A 15907-nucleotide genomic window follows, 5' to 3' on the forward strand; every position below is an offset into this window, starting at 1 on the left:
ATCCGGTTGTGTATGGAGAAGCGGCTATGATCCAGAGGTTGTTTCCCCCGCGTCAAATCCCAATAGCAGGGGAGTGGCGACCCCGGATCCATGGCCGTGGACCGGGACGCTAACGGAACGGTGGTTAAAAGCTGGTGCGGCGCCAGGTGATCGGCGACTGAACTTTTCCCGGGATTGGCAGTCTCATTGCCCGACGTCGGTTGGGCTGACAGGAGTGCGGCCCCTCATGGCCGATGTTGATACACCTCAGGAGCTGGATCTGGAACTGGTCCGGCGCGTGCAGCACGGCGAGAGCGCCGCGTTCGATGTCCTGGTGCGCAAGTACCAGCATCGCGTGGTGGCCCTGGTCGGTCGCTACATCGCCGACTGGAGCGAATGTCAGGACGTCGCCCAGGACACTTTCATCCGTGCCTACCGCGCGATCGGAAGTTTCCGTGGCGATGCCCAGTTCTCAACCTGGTTGCATCGAATCGCCGTGAATACCGCCAAAAACTACCTGGCTTCACACAATCGCCGACCGCCGACCGATGACATCGACATCGGTGATGCCGAACAGTTCGACAGCGGGACGCGCCTGCGCGACACCGACACGCCCGAACGCGAGTTGATGCGCCAGGAACTGGAACAGACGGTGATGAAGGCCGTCAACGCGCTGCCGGAAGAGCTTCGGTTGGCGATCACCCTGCGCGAGGTGGAAGGCCTGAGTTACGAGGATATCGCGCAGAAAATGGGGTGCCCGATCGGCACCGTGCGTTCACGGATCTTCCGGGCGCGCGAGGCGATCGACACCGAACTCCGGCCGCTGTTGGACATCGGCAGCGCCACCCGTGAGAAGAGCCGCGTATGACCAGTAATCCGATCAACGAATCGCAGAACCACCAATCGCCCGCCGGGCAGCGCCTGGACCAGCGCCATCGCGAACAGCTGTCGGCCCTGGTCGATGGCGAGCTGGGCGCCGACGAAGCGCGCTTCCTGCTGCGGCGGATGGAGCACGACCCCGAGCTGGCCGGCTGCCAGGAACGCTGGCAGCTGTTGGGCGACGTGATGCGCGGACAGGCCTCGGTGCTGGCACCGGCCGGCTTCAGCGCCGCCGTGGCTGCCGCCATCGCCGCCGAGCCGGCGCCGCAGGCCGAGCCGCGCCGCCAGGTGCGCCGCAGTGGTTGGCGGGCCTGGGGCGGTGGTGCCGCACTGGCCGCTTCGGTGGCGGCGGTGGCCCTGTTCATGGGCGGTGAGAAACTTAAGGAAGCCACTCCGGGCGAGCCGTTGGCTCCGCAGGTGATCGCCAGCCAGGCCGAACTCGCGCCGGCCCCGACGACGCCGGCTCCGGTAACCGAAGCCTCGGTGGATACCGCCGCAATGGCCGTGGCCGGTGTACCGGCAGTGGCCATGGCCGCGGCCAGCCGACGCCAGGATACCCGTCGCGCCAGTGCTACCCGCAGCCAGCAGGCCGCGCGTGCCGCCCAGCGTGAGGACATGCCGCAACGCGCTGTGGCCGCCGCACAGGCGCCGTTGACCCCGACCGTGCCGGCCAATGCCAGCCGCAACATGCCGTTCGGTGAGGTCGGGAGCCTGCAGGCGCGACCGTGGCCGCGCTCCAGCCTGGCGCCCGCTGCCGGCGGCGCGCTCAACGCGAGCTTCCCGGCCCATGCCGGGGGCGCCGCGTTCTACCCGTTCGAGCCGCGCCTGCAGGACGACCTGCCGGTGCCGCCGCGCCCGCGCGACTGAGCCGGGCGCTTTTACGCCCCGCCGTCGGCGGGGCCCGTATTCCTCTTTCCATCCGATCCGGAGGTTGCCGTCCGATGACTCCCCGACTCCGCACGCAGGCCATGGGCCTGCTGGCCCTGACCCTACCGTTGATGGCCTGCGCGCAGGCCCCGGCTCCGGCCGCCCAGACCCAGGCCGCGCCGGCCACCGCGCCGCGGGCGCCGGCCCAGCCCCTGGTCACGGGCCTGCCTGACTTCACCAATCTGGTCGAACAGGTCGGGCCTGGCGTGGTCAACGTCGACACCACCATCGTCCGCAACAACCGCCAGGCCTCGCGGGGCCCGATGGGAGGCGACGATGACATGCCGGAGTTCTTCCGCCGCTTCTTCGGCCCGGATTTCCCGATGCCGGGGCAGGGTCCCGGCGGCCCGGACGGTGGCCCCAGCATCAAGGGCCGCGGCATGGGCTCGGGCTTCATCATCTCGCCCGATGGCTATGTGCTGACCAACTACCACGTGGTGGCCGATGCCAGCGAGGTGAAGGTCAAGCTGGGTGACCGCCGTGAGTTCACCGCGAAAGTGGTGGGCAGCGACCAGCAGTACGACGTCGCACTGCTGAAGATCGACGGCAAGAACCTGCCGACCGTGCGCGTTGGCGACTCCAACTCCCTCAAGCCGGGTCAGTGGGTGGTCGCGATCGGCTCGCCGTTCGGCCTCGATCACTCGGTCACTGCCGGCGTGGTCAGCGCCCTCGGCCGCAGCACCGGCGGTCCGGACCAGCGCTATGTGCCCTTCATCCAGACCGACGTGGCGATCAACCAGGGCAACTCCGGTGGCCCGCTGCTGAATACCCGTGGCGAAGTGGTCGGCATCAACTCGCAGATCTTCTCCGCCTCGGGCGGCTACATGGGCATCAGCTTCGCGATCCCGATCGACCTGGCGATGAGCGCGGTCGAGCAGATCAAGAAGACCGGCAAGGTCACCCGCGGCCAGCTCGGCGCGGTGGTGCAGGAAATCGACGGCCTGAAGGCGCAGGCGATGGGCCTGCCGGACAGCCGCGGCGCCCTGGTCAACCAGATCGTGCCGGACTCGGCTGCAGCCCGGGCCGGGGTGAAGATCGGCGATGTGATCCGTTCGGTGAACGGCGCGCCGGTCAACAGCTGGTCCGACCTGCCACCGCTGATCGGCGCGATGGCACCGGGCAGCCGGGTCACCCTGGGTGTGATCCGCGACGGCAAGCCGCGCGACCTCAGCGCCACCCTGACCGCACTGACCGAAGACGGGCAGGCCGTTTCGCGTGGCCCGGCCAGCGGCGACAGCGATGCGGCTCCGCAGGCCGGCGCCAATGCCCTGCTGGGGCTGGATGTCAGTGACCTGACCGCGCCGCAGCGCAAGCAGCTGGCCCTGGAATCGGGCGAAGGCGTGCGCATCACCGGGGTCAAGGGCCAGGGCGCGCGTGATGCGGGCCTGTCTCCGGGCATGGTGATCCTGCAGGTGGCCAGCACCCAGGTCGGCAGCGTGGACGCGCTGAACCGTGCGCTGTCCAGCTACAAGAAGGGCGACGTGGTGATGCTGCTGGTGCGCACCGGCAGCGGAAACAGCGCGTTCGTAGCGGTCAAGGCCGGCCAGTAAGGCCTGCCGGGGCCGCTTCGGCGGCCCCTGTTTCTCCCCCGAAGCCCCGCCCCGGCGGGGCTTCGGCCGTTCCGGGCCCGGTCCGATGAGGCCGTTTTCGCGGGCGGGCGCCGGGCATGCGATAATCGACCGTTACCCTGACGACGCCGCGCGCCGCCGCCACCTATGTCTTCTGATTCGATGCGGAACATCCGCAACTTCTCCATCATCGCCCATGTCGACCACGGCAAGTCCACGCTGGCCGACCGCATCATCCAGCTCTGTGGTGGCCTGCAGGCCCGCGAGATGGAAGCGCAGGTGCTCGACTCCAACCCGATCGAGCGCGAGCGTGGCATCACGATCAAGGCGCAGTCGGTGTCGCTGCCGTACCTGGCCAAGGACGGGCAGACCTACCATCTGAACTTCATCGACACCCCCGGCCACGTCGACTTCTCCTATGAAGTCAGCCGCTCGCTGGCCGCCTGCGAAGGCGCGCTGCTGGTGGTCGATGCGGCCCAGGGCGTGGAAGCGCAGTCGGTGGCCAACTGCTACACCGCGGTGGAGCAGGGCCTGGAAGTGGTGCCGGTGATCAACAAGATCGACCTGCCCACCGCCGACATCGAGCGCGCCAAGGCCGAGATCGAGGCCGTGATCGGCATCGACGCCTCCGACGCCGTGCCGGTCAGTGCCAAGACCGGCCTGAACGTGCAGGACGTGCTGGAAGCGATCGTGCATCGCATCCCGCCGCCGAAGCCGCGCGACACCGACAAGCTGCAGGCGCTGATCATCGACTCCTGGTTCGACAACTACCTGGGCGTGGTCTCGCTGGTGCGCGTGATGCAGGGCGAGATCAAGGCCGGTGACAAGCTGCAGGTGATGTCCACCGGCCGCAACCACCAGGTCGACAACGTCGGCGTGTTCACCCCGAAGCGCAAGGTGCTGCCGGCGCTGCGTGCAGGTGAAGTGGGCTGGGTCACCGCCAGCATCAAGGACGTGCACGGTGCGCCGGTCGGCGACACCCTGACCCTGGCCGGCGACCCGGCACCGAAGCCGCTGCCGGGCTTCCAGGAAATGCAGCCGCGCGTGTTCGCCGGCCTGTTCCCGGTCGATGCCGAGGACTACCCGGACCTGCGCGAAGCGCTGGACAAGCTGCGCCTGAACGATGCCGCGCTGCGTTTCGAGCCGGAAAGCTCCGAGGCGATGGGCTTCGGCTTCCGCTGCGGCTTCCTCGGCATGCTGCACATGGAAATCGTGCAGGAGCGCCTGGAGCGCGAATACAACCTGGACCTGATCAGCACCGCGCCGACGGTGGTGTATGAAGTCCTGAAGACCGATGGCTCGATCATCAACATGGACAACCCGGCCAAGCTGCCGCCGGTGAACCAGGTCGAGGAGATCCGCGAGCCGATCATCCGTGCCAACGTGCTCACCCCCGAGGAGTACATCGGCAACATCATCAAGCTGTGCGAAGAAAAGCGCGGCAGCCAGATCGGCATCAACTACCTGGGCAGCCAGGTGCAGATCAGCTATGAGCTGCCGATGGCCGAAGTGGTGCTGGATTTCTTCGACAAGCTGAAGTCGGTCAGCCGTGGCTATGCCTCGCTGGACTATCACTTCGTGCGCTTCGACGCAGGTCCGTTCGTGCGCGTGGACGTGCTGATCAACGGTGACAAGGTCGACGCACTGTCGCTGATCGTGCACCGCAGCCATGCCGACCGTCGCGGCCGCGAGCTGTGCGAAAAGATGAAGGACCTGATCCCGCGCCAGATGTTCGACGTGGCCATCCAGGCCGCCGTCGGCTCGCAGATCATCGCCCGTACCACGGTCAAGGCCATGCGCAAGAACGTGCTGGCCAAGTGCTATGGTGGCGACGTTTCGCGCAAGAAGAAGCTTCTGGAAAAGCAGAAGGAAGGCAAGAAGCGCATGAAGCAGGTCGGCCGCGTGGAGATCCCGCAGGAAGCGTTCCTGGCCGTGCTGCAGATGGACAACAAGTAAGCCCGCACCGGCCCTGCGGGGCCGGTCGTCTGGTGACGTTGCAAAGGACCCTGAATGAAACTGTTTGAGATCCTCCTGGTCGTGCTGACCCTGGCCTCGGGCCTGATCCTGCTCGCGGACAAGCTGTACCTTGCCAAGCGGCGCGCCCAGCGCGCGGGCCTGCTCGATTCCGAGCCGGTGCTGGTGGACTACTCGCGTGCGTTCTTCCCGGTGCTGGCGATCGTGCTGATCGTGCGCAGTTTCATCGCCGAGCCGTACAAGATCCCGTCCAGCTCGATGATGCCGAACCTGCTGATCGGCGATTTCATCCTGGTCAACAAATTCTCCTACGGCCTGCGCCTGCCGATCAGCAACACCAAGTTCGTGCCGGTTGGCGAGCCCTCGCGTGGTGACGTGGTGGTGTTCCACTTCCCCGGCCATGGCGAGAACGATCCGGCCAAGGGCGAGAACTTCATCAAGCGCGTGATCGGCGTGCCGGGTGACACCGTGGTCTTCGAAGGCGACGGCGTGATCCTCAACGGCGAGCCGCTGAAGTACGACAACAAGGGCATCTACGCCGGCCACAAGGGCCAGGGCGAGGGCGCCAACCTGCTGGTCGAGCACCTGCCGGGCCGCACCCACACGGTGCTGGAGACCGACTATCCGCGTGGCCAGGGCCAGTGGACCGTGCCGGCCGGCAAGTACCTGGTGATGGGCGACAACCGTGACAACAGCGACGATGGCCGTTTCTGGGGCCTGCTGCCGGAAGAGAACCTGCGCGGCAAGGCATTCCTGATCTGGCTGAACTGCCAGGGCTGGTTCTGCAAGGATGGCTTCGAGCCGTCGCGGATCGGCTCGAGCATCAACTGAGCGGGCATCAACTGAGTATTTTCACATCCGACGCGTATCTGGGGAGAACGCAATGAAGACGATGAACACGCAGCGTGGCATGACCCTGACCTCGTTCCTGACGGTCCTGATCGTGGTTGGCTTCTTCCTCTACATCGGCATGAAGCTGTTCCCGATGTACCAGGAGTACTACGCGGTGCGCTCGGCGATGAAGAGCCTGGCCAACGAGCCGGGCGTGGGCAGCATGGAGCCGGCGCGCATCCAGGACCTGTTCTTCAAGCGCCTGTACATCAACTACTCGGACAACGTGAAGCCGGCCAACGTGAAGTTCGACCGTCGCGACAATGGCTGGACCCTCAAGGTCAACTACGAAGTGCGCCGTCAGCTGATTGGCAACCTCGATGTGGTTGGCAAATTCGATTCTTCCCAGGACCTGACACGAAGCGGTGCCCAGTAAATTCATCCAACGTGGCGACCTGATCGGTCATGCCTTCAGCGACCCGGCCCTGCTCAAGCAGGCGCTGACGCATCGCAGTGCCGGTGCGCCGCACAACGAGCGCCTGGAATTCCTCGGCGACAGCATCGTCAACATGATGGCGGCCGAAGCGTTGTACCGACGCTGGCCCAAGGCCGACGAAGGTGCGATGACCCGTGCCCGTGCCGAGCTGGTGCGTGAAGGCGCGCTGGCGGTGATCGGGCGCAGCCTGGAACTGGGCGAGCGGCTGACCCTGGGCCCGGGCGAAATGAAGTCCGGCGGTCATCGCCGCGACTCGATCCTGGCCGACGCGGTGGAAGCCGTGGTGGCCGCGATCTACCTGGATGCCGGCTTCGAGGCCTGCCGGGCGGTGGTACTGCCCTGGTTCAGCGCTTCGATCGAGGCACTGCCGGCCTCCGGCCGGCCCGAGAAGGACCCCAAGACCCGCCTGCAGGAATGGCTGCAGGCCCGACAGAAGGCGTTGCCGCAGTATGAACTGGTGTCAGAATCCGGTGACGACCACGCCAAGCACTTCCGGGTACGCTGCAACGTAGCCGACCCGGCCGCCAGCACCGAGGGCGAAGGCGCCTCGCGGCGGCTTGCCGAACAACAGGCGGCTGCGGCCGTCCTAGAACAACTGGATTCCAAGTGAGCGAACAAACTTCCCATCATTGCGGCAGCGTGGCCGTCATCGGCCGCCCGAACGTGGGCAAATCGACCCTGACCAATGCCCTGGTCGGCGCCAAGGTCAGCATCGTTTCCAACCGCCCGCAGACCACGCGCCATCGCCTGCTGGGCATCGCCACCTATCCGGAAGGCCAACTGGTGCTGGTCGACACCCCCGGCCTGCACAAGGTGCAGAAGCGGGCGATGAACCGGGTGATGAACCGCGCCGCGCGCGGCTCGCTGGAAGGCGTCGACGCCGGCCTGCTGGTGATCGAAGCCGGTCGCTGGGACGAAGAAGACAGCCTGGCCTTCAACGTGCTGCGCGACGCCGGTATCCCGGTGGTGCTGGTGGTCAACAAGATCGACCGGCTGAAGGACAAGGGCGCGCTGCTGCCGTTCCTGCAGGAAGTCACGGCCGGCCGCGATTTCTCGTCCGTGCATCCGATCTCGGCGCAGAAGCGCAACGGCCTGGAAGCACTGGTACGCGACGTATTGGCGCTGTTGCCGGAAGCGCCGCCGATGTTCGGCGAGGACGAGATCACCGACCGCAGCCAGCGTTTCCTGGCCGGCGAACTGGTGCGTGAGCAGCTGATGCGCCAGCTCGGCGAAGAACTGCCGTACGCCACCACGGTGGAAATCGAGCGCTTCACCGAAGATGGCAACCTGCTGCGCATCGGTGCGGTGATCTGGGTCGAGCGCGAGGGCCAGAAGGCGATCGTGATCGGCAAGGGCGGCACCCGGCTGAAGGAGATCGGGGCCAAGTCCCGCCTGCAGATGGAACGTCTGTTCGGCGCCAAGGTGTTCCTGGAGACCTGGGTGCGCGTGCGTGAAGGCTGGTCCGACGACGAGGCCGCACTGAAGGCCTTCGGTTACGAGTAAGCCGTTGCGGTCGCTTCGATGATGATCGAGGACGACACCGGCTTCGTGCTGCATGCACGGGCCTACCGCGAGACCAGCCTGCTGGTCGAAGTGCTGAGTGCGCAGCATGGCCGGATCGGCCTGCTCGCGCGTGGCGTATCCACCGCCAAGGGACAGGTGCTGCGCGCTGCTCTGCAGCCGCTGCAGTGGATCCGCTTCAGTGCCCGGCAGCGGGGTGAACTGGCCCAGCTGCGTGGTGCCGAGGCGCTTGATGCCGCGCCACGCCTGGTCGGCCAGGCGATGCTGGCCGGCTTCTACCTGAGTGAACTGACCCTGCGCCTGGCCCCGCGCCAGGACCCGCTGCCTGAGTTGTACCTGGCCTACGGCGAGGCACGTGCGCGTCTGGGCGTGGGCGCCGGCCTGGCCTGGACCCTGCGTCGCTTCGAACGCGAGCTGTTGTCCGCGCTGGGCCTGGGTTTCGATCTGGACAGCGCGAGCGACGGCCAGCCGATCGACCCGGCCGCGCGCTATGAACTGGACCCCCAGGAAGGCGCGCAGCGCCTGCTGAGCGAGCGCGGTGGGGAACGCCGGGCGGCGGCCACTGGCTCGGCGCTGCTGGCGTTGGCGGCCGACGAAGAGCCCGATGCGGCTGACCTGGCCAGCCTGCGCCTGCCGATGCGGCGGGTGCTGGCTCATCACCTCGGGCCGCGCGGCCTGAAGTCCTGGGAAATGCTCGAGCAGCTCGCGCCACGCAGGTAGGGGGTGTTCGGCAGGGCTTGCAGCCCTGCACCTGCAGAATCAACGTCAACGGCAGAAGCTGGTTATCCGTGGGGAGGCGGGGTGGGTCCGGTTGCGGGAGACGCCGTAAACCCATCCCTGGGGGCTTGGCCGCGGCATCCATGCCGCGGACACTCCCGCAACCGGACCCACCCCGCCTTCGACAGATTCTTGCGAGCTGTCGGAACGGCACTCTGCTCTGGTGGGTGTCGACCTTGGTCGACACAGTAGAGCCACGCCATGCGTGGATGCGTTTCGATTTCAATTCGAAATATTTGATTCTGATTGAGATTCATCCACGCATGGCGTGGATCTACTGGCCACCGGCCCACTGTCGAAGGCGGGGCACTGTGGGTTTGCGGGGCGTGAGCCGCATGGGCCTGAGGCATGCCTCGGGCGGGTTGGGCAGGACGCCCAACCCCGGTCTTGCCGTGTGCGCAGGACAGCGCACACGAGCAAGCGGCGACCAAGGCTACATGGACGTACTTGCGCCGTCCCCGCAAACCCACAGTGCCCCGCCATCCCACGGAATGCTGCTTTGGCCTTTGACGTTGCCCTGGCTTGAAGCTTCGGCAGGTGCAGGGCGCGGCCCTGCCGACCAACCCTCAATGCAGCAGGGCCGCCACCGCGGCGCGGAACCCATCCTGGGCCTGCCCGGACTCCGGCGCATGATGCAACTGGCGCACCGCCCGTCCCAACCGTGCCGCCCCCACGAAGCCGCAGCTCGCCTGCAGCCGATGCAGCTGGCTGCGCAGCTGGCGCTCGTCATGCTGGTCCACCGCCTGCTCGACCGCGTCGCGTACCCCCGGCAGCTCGGCCAGGAACAGCTCGCGCAGGGCGATCAGGTGGTTGCGCTGGCCATTGAGCGCGGCCAGTGCCGCAGTCTCGTCCCAGTCCTGTACCTGCAGCTCGACCGCAGCCGGCGCCTGGGCCATGACGATCCCGGCCGGACTGTTGACCAGTGCGCGGCGCACCGCCTTCAGCAGCTGGTCGCGGCCGAGGGGTTTGACCAGGGTGTCGCTGAACCCGGCTTCGCGCAGGCGCGCATGGATCGAGGTATCGCCGTCGGCGGTATGCGCCAATGCCGGGGTGTCGGGATGTGAACGGCGCAGTTCGCGCAGCAGCTGCGCGCCATTGCCGTCAGGCAGGTTGACGTCGATCAGCCACAGGTCATGCGCGCCGGGTTCGGCGCTGGCCAGGGCGCTGGCCAGTGAATCTGCGGTGTCCACGTCCGCCGGTAACGTTTCCAACGCCGCCTTGAAAAAACCGCGGCTGATGATGTCGTCCTCGACAAGCAGGAAGCGGGGCCGGCTGGCCCGCGGGGTCATCTGCATCAGGGCTGCCTCCATGTCAGCTGTTGCAATCATCAAGCACGGCGGCGGCGGGCGCAAGCGGGTCCGGACCCTGCCGGTCAGGATCTGCGACAATACGCCCCCATTTTTGCCCGCAGCCTGTTGCCACGTGGCCCGATCCCGCTCCCGCATCGACCGTACCCCGTTCCAGACCGAGATCCTCGACCTCAGCCATGATGGTCGCGGCGTCGCCCGCCGCGAAGGCGAGGGCGGCAAGGTCACCTTCGTCAGCGGCGCGCTGCCGGGTGAGGTGGTCATGGCCGAACAGACCGCCCGCAGCCGCCATTTCGACGAAGCGCGCACGGTGGAAGTGCTGCAGGCCTCGCCGCAGCGCGTGACCCCGAAGTGCCCGCACTTCGGCACCTGCGCCGGCTGCGTGCTGCAGCATCTGGATGAAGACCAGCAGATCGTGGCCAAGCAGCGCGTGCTGATGGACAACCTGGAACGCATCGGCCACGTGAAGCCGGGCAGCGTACTGGCGCCGCTGGTCGGCGAGAGCTGGGGCTACCGGCGCAAGGGCCGCTTCTCGGTGCGCCGGGTCGAGAAGAAGGACAAGACCCTGGTCGGCTTCCGTGAACAGGACCCGCGTTTCGTCGCCGACCTCAGCCAGTGCCTGACCGTGATCCCGGAAATCGGCACCAAGGTCGAGGTGCTGTCTACCTTCATCGAATCGCTCGATGGCAAGCGTGACATCCCGCAGATCGAGTTCATCGCCGGTGACCAGGCCGTGGTCCTGACCGTGCGCCACCTGCAGCCGCTCAGCGACGCCGATCGTGCGGCCTGGGCCGCCTTCGGCCAGCAGCATGGCTTCGTGATCTACCTGCAGTCCGGCGGCGTGGACACCGTGCAGCCGCTGGACGGGCAGGGCGTGCCACTGTCGTTCCGGCTGGCACCGTGGGATGTGGAGCTGGCGTTCCGCCCGCTGGACTTCATCCAGGTCAACGCCAAGCTCAACGAGAAGATGATCGCCCATGCTCTGGACCTGCTTGAGCCGGGCGAGGACGAGCGCGTGCTGGACCTGTTCTGTGGCCTGGGCAACTTCACCCTGCCGCTGGCGCGCCGCGTGCGCGAAGTGGTCGGTGTGGAAGGTGATGCCGGCCTCGTCGCGCGTGCCCGTGAGAATGCCGAGCGCAATGGCCTGGGCAACGCGCAGTTCTTCAGCGCTGACCTGACCCAGGACCAGCGCAGCACCCCGTGGATGCGCCAGGGCTTCGACAAGCTGCTGCTGGACCCGCCGCGCTCGGGCGCGATCGAAGTGCTGCAGCAGCTGCCGCTGAAGCAGTTCAAGCGCATCGTCTACGTCAGCTGCCACCCGGGTTCGCTGGCACGCGATGCCGGCTACCTGGTCAACGAACAGGGCTTCACCCTGGTCAGTGCCGGTGCCATGGACATGTTCCCGCACACCGCACACGTGGAAAGCATCGCGGTGTTCGAGAAGCGCTGATCGACTGTCATGCCCATCGCGCATAATGGCGCGATGGGCATCGAAATCGAACGCAAATTCCTCGTCAGCAGTGATGGCTGGCGCGCCGCCGCGCACCGGGTGATCCCGATGGCGCAGGGCTACATCAACGACATGGGCGCGCTTGACCGCGGCACCCAGAACGCCTCGGTGCGCGTGCGCATCGAGGGCGATCACGCCGCGCTGAACCTGAAGTCGCGCACCATCGGCCATACCCGGCAGGAGTTCGATTACCCGATCCCGGTGGATGATGCACGCGCACTGCTGGCGCTGTGTGTGGGCGGCCTGATCGACAAACGCCGCCATCTGGTCGAACACGCCGGCCTGACCTGGGAGGTGGACGAATTCCTCGGCGACAACGCTGGCCTGGTGGTGGCCGAGGTCGAGCTGGACAGTGCTGACCAGGCCATTGACCTGCCGGACTGGGTCGGCGCCGAAGTCACTGATGACGCCCGCTACTACAACGTTGCCCTGGCCAGTCACCCGTATTCAGAGTGGTGAAACCGCCAGAAAGGGGACGGAGGGGATTAAGTCGTCTTTAGCCCACCTGTGCGGGAAGCGACTTAATCCCCTCCGTCCCCTTTTATCGAGCAGGGCGGGCCCCATGTCGTGGGGATGAGAATCGACATCTACTCCGACGTGGTCTGCCCCTGGTGCTGGATCGGCAAGCATCGTTTCCAGCAGGGCGTGCAGTTGCTGGGCGCGAACGCGCCTGAACTCGATATCCACTGGCAGCCGTTCCAGCTGGACCCGGACGCGGACGCCACCCCGGTGCCGCTGCGCGAGGCCTATGTGCGCAAGTTCGGGGGCGTCGAGCGTACCGAACAGATCCTCGGCCAGACCCAGACCACCGCGCGCGCCGAGGGCCTGCCGATGGACTTCAGCCAGGGCCAGGTGCGGGTGACCACGCTGCCGGCGCACCGGGTGCTGTGGCTGGCCGGCGAGCACGGCGTGCAGGACGCGGTGGGTGAAGCGCTGTTCCGCGCCCACTTCGAGCATGGCCAGAACCTGGCCGACCCCTCGGTGTTGATCAAGGCCGGCGTGGCGGGCGGCCTCGATGCCGGCGAAATCGCGCAGATGCTGGCCTCCGACCGCGGCCTGGCCGAGGTCGACGCCAAGCTGGCGCAGGCCCATGCATTGGGCGTTTCTTCGGTACCGACCTTCGTCATCGATGGGAAATGGGCCATTTCCGGGGCGCAGCCGCCGGAGGCGTTCGCCCAGGCCTTGCAGCAGATCGCCGCCGAGCAGGGCGCGCCCACGACCCCGGCTGACGGTGACGAAGCCTGCGGCCCGGACGGCTGCAAGGTCTGACCGGCCCCGAAAAGGGGACGGAGGGAATTAAGACGTATCCAGCCCGTAGGGGCCGATTGCGCCTTAATCCCCTCCGTCCCCTTTTTCTGACCACTGCGCCTGTCGGCCGGTTCTGCGACAATGCGGCACTGCGCCATGCGGGCGCGCGTTGTGGAGATCGACCATGCTGCTGATCGGCGTTGCCGGCACCGAACTGACCGCCCAGGAACGTGACTGGCTGCAGCACGATGCCGTGGCCGGGGTGGTGCTGTTCAAGCGCAACTTCGCTTCGCGTCAGCAGGTGACCGATCTGAGTGCGGCGATCCGTGCCGCTGCCCCACGCCCGCAGCTGATCTGCGTGGACCAGGAGGGCGGCCGTGTGCAGCGCTTCCGTGAGGGCTACAGCGAGCTGCCGCCGTTGCAGGACATCGGTGCGCTGTACGCGACCGACCCGCAGCAGGCGCTGGCCCTGGCCGAGCAGCATGCCTGGCTGATGGCCAGTGAAGTGCGCGCCAGCGGCCTGGACCTGAGCTTCGCGCCAGTGGTCGACCTCGGCCGTGGCAACCGCGCCATCGGCAACCGCGCCTTCAGTGAAGACCCGCAGGTGGTGGCCGCATTCACCGCCGCCTACGTGCGCGGCATGCATGCGGTCGGCATGGCCGCCACGCTCAAGCATTTCCCCGGCCACGGCACCGTGCTGGAAGACACTCACGTCGATACCGCGATCGATCCGCGCGCGCTGGACGAGCTGCGTGCGCAGGACCTGGTGCCGTTCCTGGCCGGCATCGCCGCCGGTGCCGACGCGGTGATGATGGCGCACGTGATCTACCCGCAGATTGCGCCTGAACCGGCCGGCTATTCGCCGCGCTGGATCCAGGACATCCTGCGCGGCGAGCTCGGCTTCCGCGGCGTGGTGTTCTCCGATGACATCGGCATGGCCGCCTCGCACAGCGCCGGCGGCGTGCCGGCGCGCGTGCACGCGCATCTGGATGCCGGCTGCGACGTGGTGCTGGTCTGCCACCCGGAACTGGTCGATGAAGCCCTGCACGCGGTGCAGGGGCGTTCCCTCAATACTGCTGCGCTGCTGGGCCTGCTCGGCCGCGGCGCGCTTGGCTGGGACGGCCTGCTGGCCGATGCCCGCCATGGCGACACCCAATCCCGTCTGCTTGAAACCCTTGGAAGAACCGTCTGATGCCCAACCTCACCATTTCCCAGGCCCTGGCCCAGGCTGACCTGCTGGTCGACCGCCCCACCATCGACAAGGCCATCGCTGGTATCGCCGACGCCATCGCGCGCGATTACAAGGGCGAGGTGCCGCTGTTCCTGTCCATCATGCACGGTGCGCTGCCGTTCGCCGGCCAGCTGGCGCTGGAACTGGGCGCGCGCGGCCAGGACGTGCAGTTCGATTACCTGCACGCCACCCGTTACCGTGGTGAAACCACCGGCGGCGACCTGGTCTGGAAGCACAAGCCGGCCACGTCGCTGTTCGGTCGCCGCGTGCTGCTGGTCGACGACATCCTCGACGAGGGCTACACCCTGCAGGGCGTACGCACCTGGTGCCTGGAACAGGGCGCGACCGACGTGCGCATCGCCGCGATGACGGTGAAGAAGCACGACCGCGCGCTGCCGGACGTGACTGCCGACTACGCCGGCATCGAACTGCCGGACCGCTACGTGTTCGGCTTCGGCATGGACGTCAACGAAACCCTGCGCTGCGTGCCGGCCATCTACGCGATGAAGGAATAACGGCGCAGCCGCCTGCGGCGCGTCTTCTTCTGCCGCCGGCATCCTCGGGTGCCGGCGTTCGTCTTTTCATGGAGTGCTTCGAATGCAACAGATCGCCCTGGCCGTGATCGGCGGTACCGGTGTCTACAACCTGGCCAAGCTTGACGACGTGCAGACCCACGAGGTCGACACCCGCTTCGGCCGTCCGTCGGGCCCGGTGCGCGTCGGTACGCTGCTCGGCCATCGCGTGGCGTTCCTGGCGCGGCATGGCGAGGGCCATTCGCTGCCGCCGCACAAGATCAACTACCGCGCCAACCTGGCCGCGCTGCAGCAACTGGGCGCGCAGCGCGTGCTGGCGTTGAACACGGTCGGTGGCATCACCGAGAACTTCGGCCCGCGCGTGCTGGCCTGCCCGGACCAGATCATCGACTACACCTGGGGCCGCATCAGCACGATCTGTGAAGAAGAGGGCACTGACGTGGTCCACGTCGATTTCGGCCACCCGTACACGCCGATGCTGCGCAGCAAGATCCTGGCCGCGGCCAAAGTGACCGGTGTCACGGTCCATGACGGTGGCTGCTATGGCGCAACGCAGGGCCCGCGCCTGGAAACCATCGCTGAAATCGCCCGCATGCGCCGCGACGGCTGCGACTTGGTGGGCATGACCGGCATGCCGGAAGCCGCGCTGGCACGCGAGCTGGGGCTGGATTACGCCTGCCTGGCGATCATCGCCAATTGGGCCGCCGGCTGCGGTGATGGCGAGGAGATTACGATGGCCGAAGTGCTGGCCAATGTGCAGGCGGCAAGCAACGGACTTCCGGAACTGGTGGGCGAATTGGCGCGGGGGTGATTGTCTTCCCCGAGCAAGCTTTGCATACTCAGCTTGTGCGCGGGTTCAGCGTACACCACCCATTCATTGCATAAGGTCTCGCATCACCATGCCGAACGGTACCGTCAAGTGGTTCAACGACGCCAAGGGATTTGGCTTCATCTCGCCGGAGGATGGCAGCGCCGACGTGTTCGCGCACTTCTCCGCCATCAACTCCAAGGGCTTCCGCAGCCTGCAGGAAGGCCAGCGTGTCACCTATGACGTGACCCAGGGCCCGAAGGGTGCCCAGGCTTCGAACATCACGCCGGCCGAGTGATCCACTCGACAGTGCGTTGA

At 66.9% G+C, this 15907-nt stretch carries 17 protein-coding genes; 16 read left to right on the top strand and 1 reads right to left on the bottom strand.

The features are described 5' to 3' along the window. Positions 1 to 226 precede the first annotated feature (226 nt). From rpoE to recO, 9 genes are all read left to right on the top strand, one after another. Positions 227 to 847: an RNA polymerase sigma factor RpoE gene (rpoE, locus tag AC13GF_RS18145; RefSeq protein ID WP_010482816.1), complete on the top strand. Its 621-nt coding sequence runs from the start codon at positions 227 to 229 to the stop codon at positions 845 to 847. Beyond that, positions 844 to 1725, top strand: coding sequence for a sigma-E factor negative regulatory protein (locus AC13GF_RS18150; protein WP_483005544.1), 882 nt, complete (start codon positions 844 to 846; stop codon positions 1723 to 1725). Before rpoE ends, AC13GF_RS18150 begins: the two co-directional genes overlap by 4 nt. 74 nt (positions 1726 to 1799) lie before the next feature. Then, the gene (locus tag AC13GF_RS18155; RefSeq protein ID WP_483005545.1) at positions 1800 to 3335 is read left to right on the top strand and encodes a DegQ family serine endoprotease; all 1536 of its coding nucleotides are present in this window, start codon (positions 1800 to 1802) and stop codon (positions 3333 to 3335) included. Positions 3336 to 3515: 180 nt separating this feature from the next. Beyond that, the gene (gene lepA, locus AC13GF_RS18160; RefSeq protein ID WP_032129849.1) at positions 3516 to 5309 is read left to right on the top strand and encodes a translation elongation factor 4; all 1794 of its coding nucleotides are present in this window, start codon (positions 3516 to 3518) and stop codon (positions 5307 to 5309) included. A 54-nt stretch (positions 5310 to 5363) separates the two neighbouring features. Continuing rightward, the gene (gene lepB / locus AC13GF_RS18165) at positions 5364 to 6158 is read left to right on the top strand and encodes a signal peptidase I (RefSeq protein WP_032129848.1); all 795 of its coding nucleotides are present in this window, start codon (positions 5364 to 5366) and stop codon (positions 6156 to 6158) included. A gap of 52 nt (positions 6159 to 6210) precedes the next feature. Continuing rightward, complete coding sequence (locus AC13GF_RS18170) at positions 6211 to 6594, top strand: DUF4845 domain-containing protein (protein ID WP_010482821.1); 384 nt, start codon at positions 6211 to 6213, stop codon at positions 6592 to 6594. After that, positions 6584 to 7264, top strand: coding sequence for a ribonuclease III (rnc, locus tag AC13GF_RS18175; protein WP_019662167.1), 681 nt, complete (start codon positions 6584 to 6586; stop codon positions 7262 to 7264). Before AC13GF_RS18170 ends, rnc begins: the two co-directional genes overlap by 11 nt. Further along, positions 7261 to 8157 carry a GTPase Era gene (era, locus tag AC13GF_RS18180; protein ID WP_010482823.1) on the top strand — a complete coding sequence of 299 codons (897 nt, stop codon included), beginning with the start codon at positions 7261 to 7263 and terminating at the stop codon, positions 8155 to 8157. Before rnc ends, era begins: the two co-directional genes overlap by 4 nt. 18 nt (positions 8158 to 8175) lie before the next feature. Continuing rightward, positions 8176 to 8895 carry a DNA repair protein RecO gene (gene recO, locus AC13GF_RS18185; protein ID WP_483005546.1) on the top strand — a complete coding sequence of 240 codons (720 nt, stop codon included), beginning with the start codon at positions 8176 to 8178 and terminating at the stop codon, positions 8893 to 8895. Positions 8896 to 9518: 623 nt separating this feature from the next. On the opposite strand, the gene AC13GF_RS18190 is transcribed toward recO, so the two are convergent. Continuing rightward, positions 9519 to 10247, bottom strand: a complete 729-nt coding sequence (locus AC13GF_RS18190) for a response regulator (RefSeq protein ID WP_483005547.1) — start codon at positions 10245 to 10247, stop codon at positions 9519 to 9521. A 127-nt stretch (positions 10248 to 10374) separates the two neighbouring features. Here AC13GF_RS18190 and rlmD point away from each other — a divergent pair, with 127 nt between their 5' ends. The 7 genes from rlmD (at position 10375) to AC13GF_RS18225 (ending at position 15887) form a co-directional block, all read left to right on the top strand. Beyond that, complete coding sequence (gene rlmD / locus AC13GF_RS18195) at positions 10375 to 11709, top strand: 23S rRNA (uracil(1939)-C(5))-methyltransferase RlmD (protein WP_483005548.1); 1335 nt, start codon at positions 10375 to 10377, stop codon at positions 11707 to 11709. Between the two features lie 33 nt (positions 11710 to 11742). Next, positions 11743 to 12228 carry a CYTH domain-containing protein gene (locus AC13GF_RS18200; RefSeq protein WP_049421258.1) on the top strand — a complete coding sequence of 162 codons (486 nt, stop codon included), beginning with the start codon at positions 11743 to 11745 and terminating at the stop codon, positions 12226 to 12228. 114 nt (positions 12229 to 12342) lie between these two features. After that, positions 12343 to 13038 (top strand): DsbA family oxidoreductase, encoded by a 696-nt coding sequence (locus AC13GF_RS18205; protein ID WP_483005549.1) that lies wholly within the window; start codon positions 12343 to 12345, stop codon positions 13036 to 13038. A gap of 163 nt (positions 13039 to 13201) precedes the next feature. Beyond that, complete coding sequence (gene nagZ, locus AC13GF_RS18210; protein ID WP_483005550.1) at positions 13202 to 14209, top strand: beta-N-acetylhexosaminidase; 1008 nt, start codon at positions 13202 to 13204, stop codon at positions 14207 to 14209. Then, positions 14209 to 14763 (top strand): hypoxanthine-guanine phosphoribosyltransferase, encoded by a 555-nt coding sequence (locus AC13GF_RS18215; RefSeq protein ID WP_005410592.1) that lies wholly within the window; start codon positions 14209 to 14211, stop codon positions 14761 to 14763. Before nagZ ends, AC13GF_RS18215 begins: the two co-directional genes overlap by 1 nt. 82 nt (positions 14764 to 14845) lie before the next feature. Continuing rightward, the gene (locus AC13GF_RS18220; protein WP_005410591.1) at positions 14846 to 15592 is read left to right on the top strand and encodes an S-methyl-5'-thioinosine phosphorylase; all 747 of its coding nucleotides are present in this window, start codon (positions 14846 to 14848) and stop codon (positions 15590 to 15592) included. An 88-nt stretch (positions 15593 to 15680) separates the two neighbouring features. Further along, positions 15681 to 15887, top strand: a complete 207-nt coding sequence (locus AC13GF_RS18225; RefSeq protein ID WP_005410590.1) for a cold-shock protein — start codon at positions 15681 to 15683, stop codon at positions 15885 to 15887. Positions 15888 to 15907 lie beyond the last annotated feature (20 nt).

The organism is Stenotrophomonas sp. 22LJNL06-5-1, assembly GCF_056861455.1.

Coding starts and splice junctions, on each gene's coding strand:
- rpoE (WP_010482816.1), top strand. CDS start 227: ATGGCCGATGTTGATACACCTCAGGAGCTGGATCTGGAACTGGTCCGG.
- AC13GF_RS18150 (WP_483005544.1), top strand. CDS start 844: ATGACCAGTAATCCGATCAACGAATCGCAGAACCACCAATCGCCCGCC.
- AC13GF_RS18155 (WP_483005545.1), top strand. CDS start 1,800: ATGACTCCCCGACTCCGCACGCAGGCCATGGGCCTGCTGGCCCTGACC.
- lepA (WP_032129849.1), top strand. CDS start 3,516: ATGCGGAACATCCGCAACTTCTCCATCATCGCCCATGTCGACCACGGC.
- lepB (WP_032129848.1), top strand. CDS start 5,364: ATGAAACTGTTTGAGATCCTCCTGGTCGTGCTGACCCTGGCCTCGGGC.
- AC13GF_RS18170 (WP_010482821.1), top strand. CDS start 6,211: ATGAAGACGATGAACACGCAGCGTGGCATGACCCTGACCTCGTTCCTG.
- recO (WP_483005546.1), top strand. CDS start 8,176: ATGATGATCGAGGACGACACCGGCTTCGTGCTGCATGCACGGGCCTAC.
- AC13GF_RS18190 (WP_483005547.1), bottom strand. CDS start 10,247: ATGCAGATGACCCCGCGGGCCAGCCGGCCCCGCTTCCTGCTTGTCGAG.
- AC13GF_RS18200 (WP_049421258.1), top strand. CDS start 11,743: ATGGGCATCGAAATCGAACGCAAATTCCTCGTCAGCAGTGATGGCTGG.
- AC13GF_RS18205 (WP_483005549.1), top strand. CDS start 12,343: ATGAGAATCGACATCTACTCCGACGTGGTCTGCCCCTGGTGCTGGATC.
- nagZ (WP_483005550.1), top strand. CDS start 13,202: ATGCTGCTGATCGGCGTTGCCGGCACCGAACTGACCGCCCAGGAACGT.
- AC13GF_RS18215 (WP_005410592.1), top strand. CDS start 14,209: ATGCCCAACCTCACCATTTCCCAGGCCCTGGCCCAGGCTGACCTGCTG.
- AC13GF_RS18220 (WP_005410591.1), top strand. CDS start 14,846: ATGCAACAGATCGCCCTGGCCGTGATCGGCGGTACCGGTGTCTACAAC.
- AC13GF_RS18225 (WP_005410590.1), top strand. CDS start 15,681: ATGCCGAACGGTACCGTCAAGTGGTTCAACGACGCCAAGGGATTTGGC.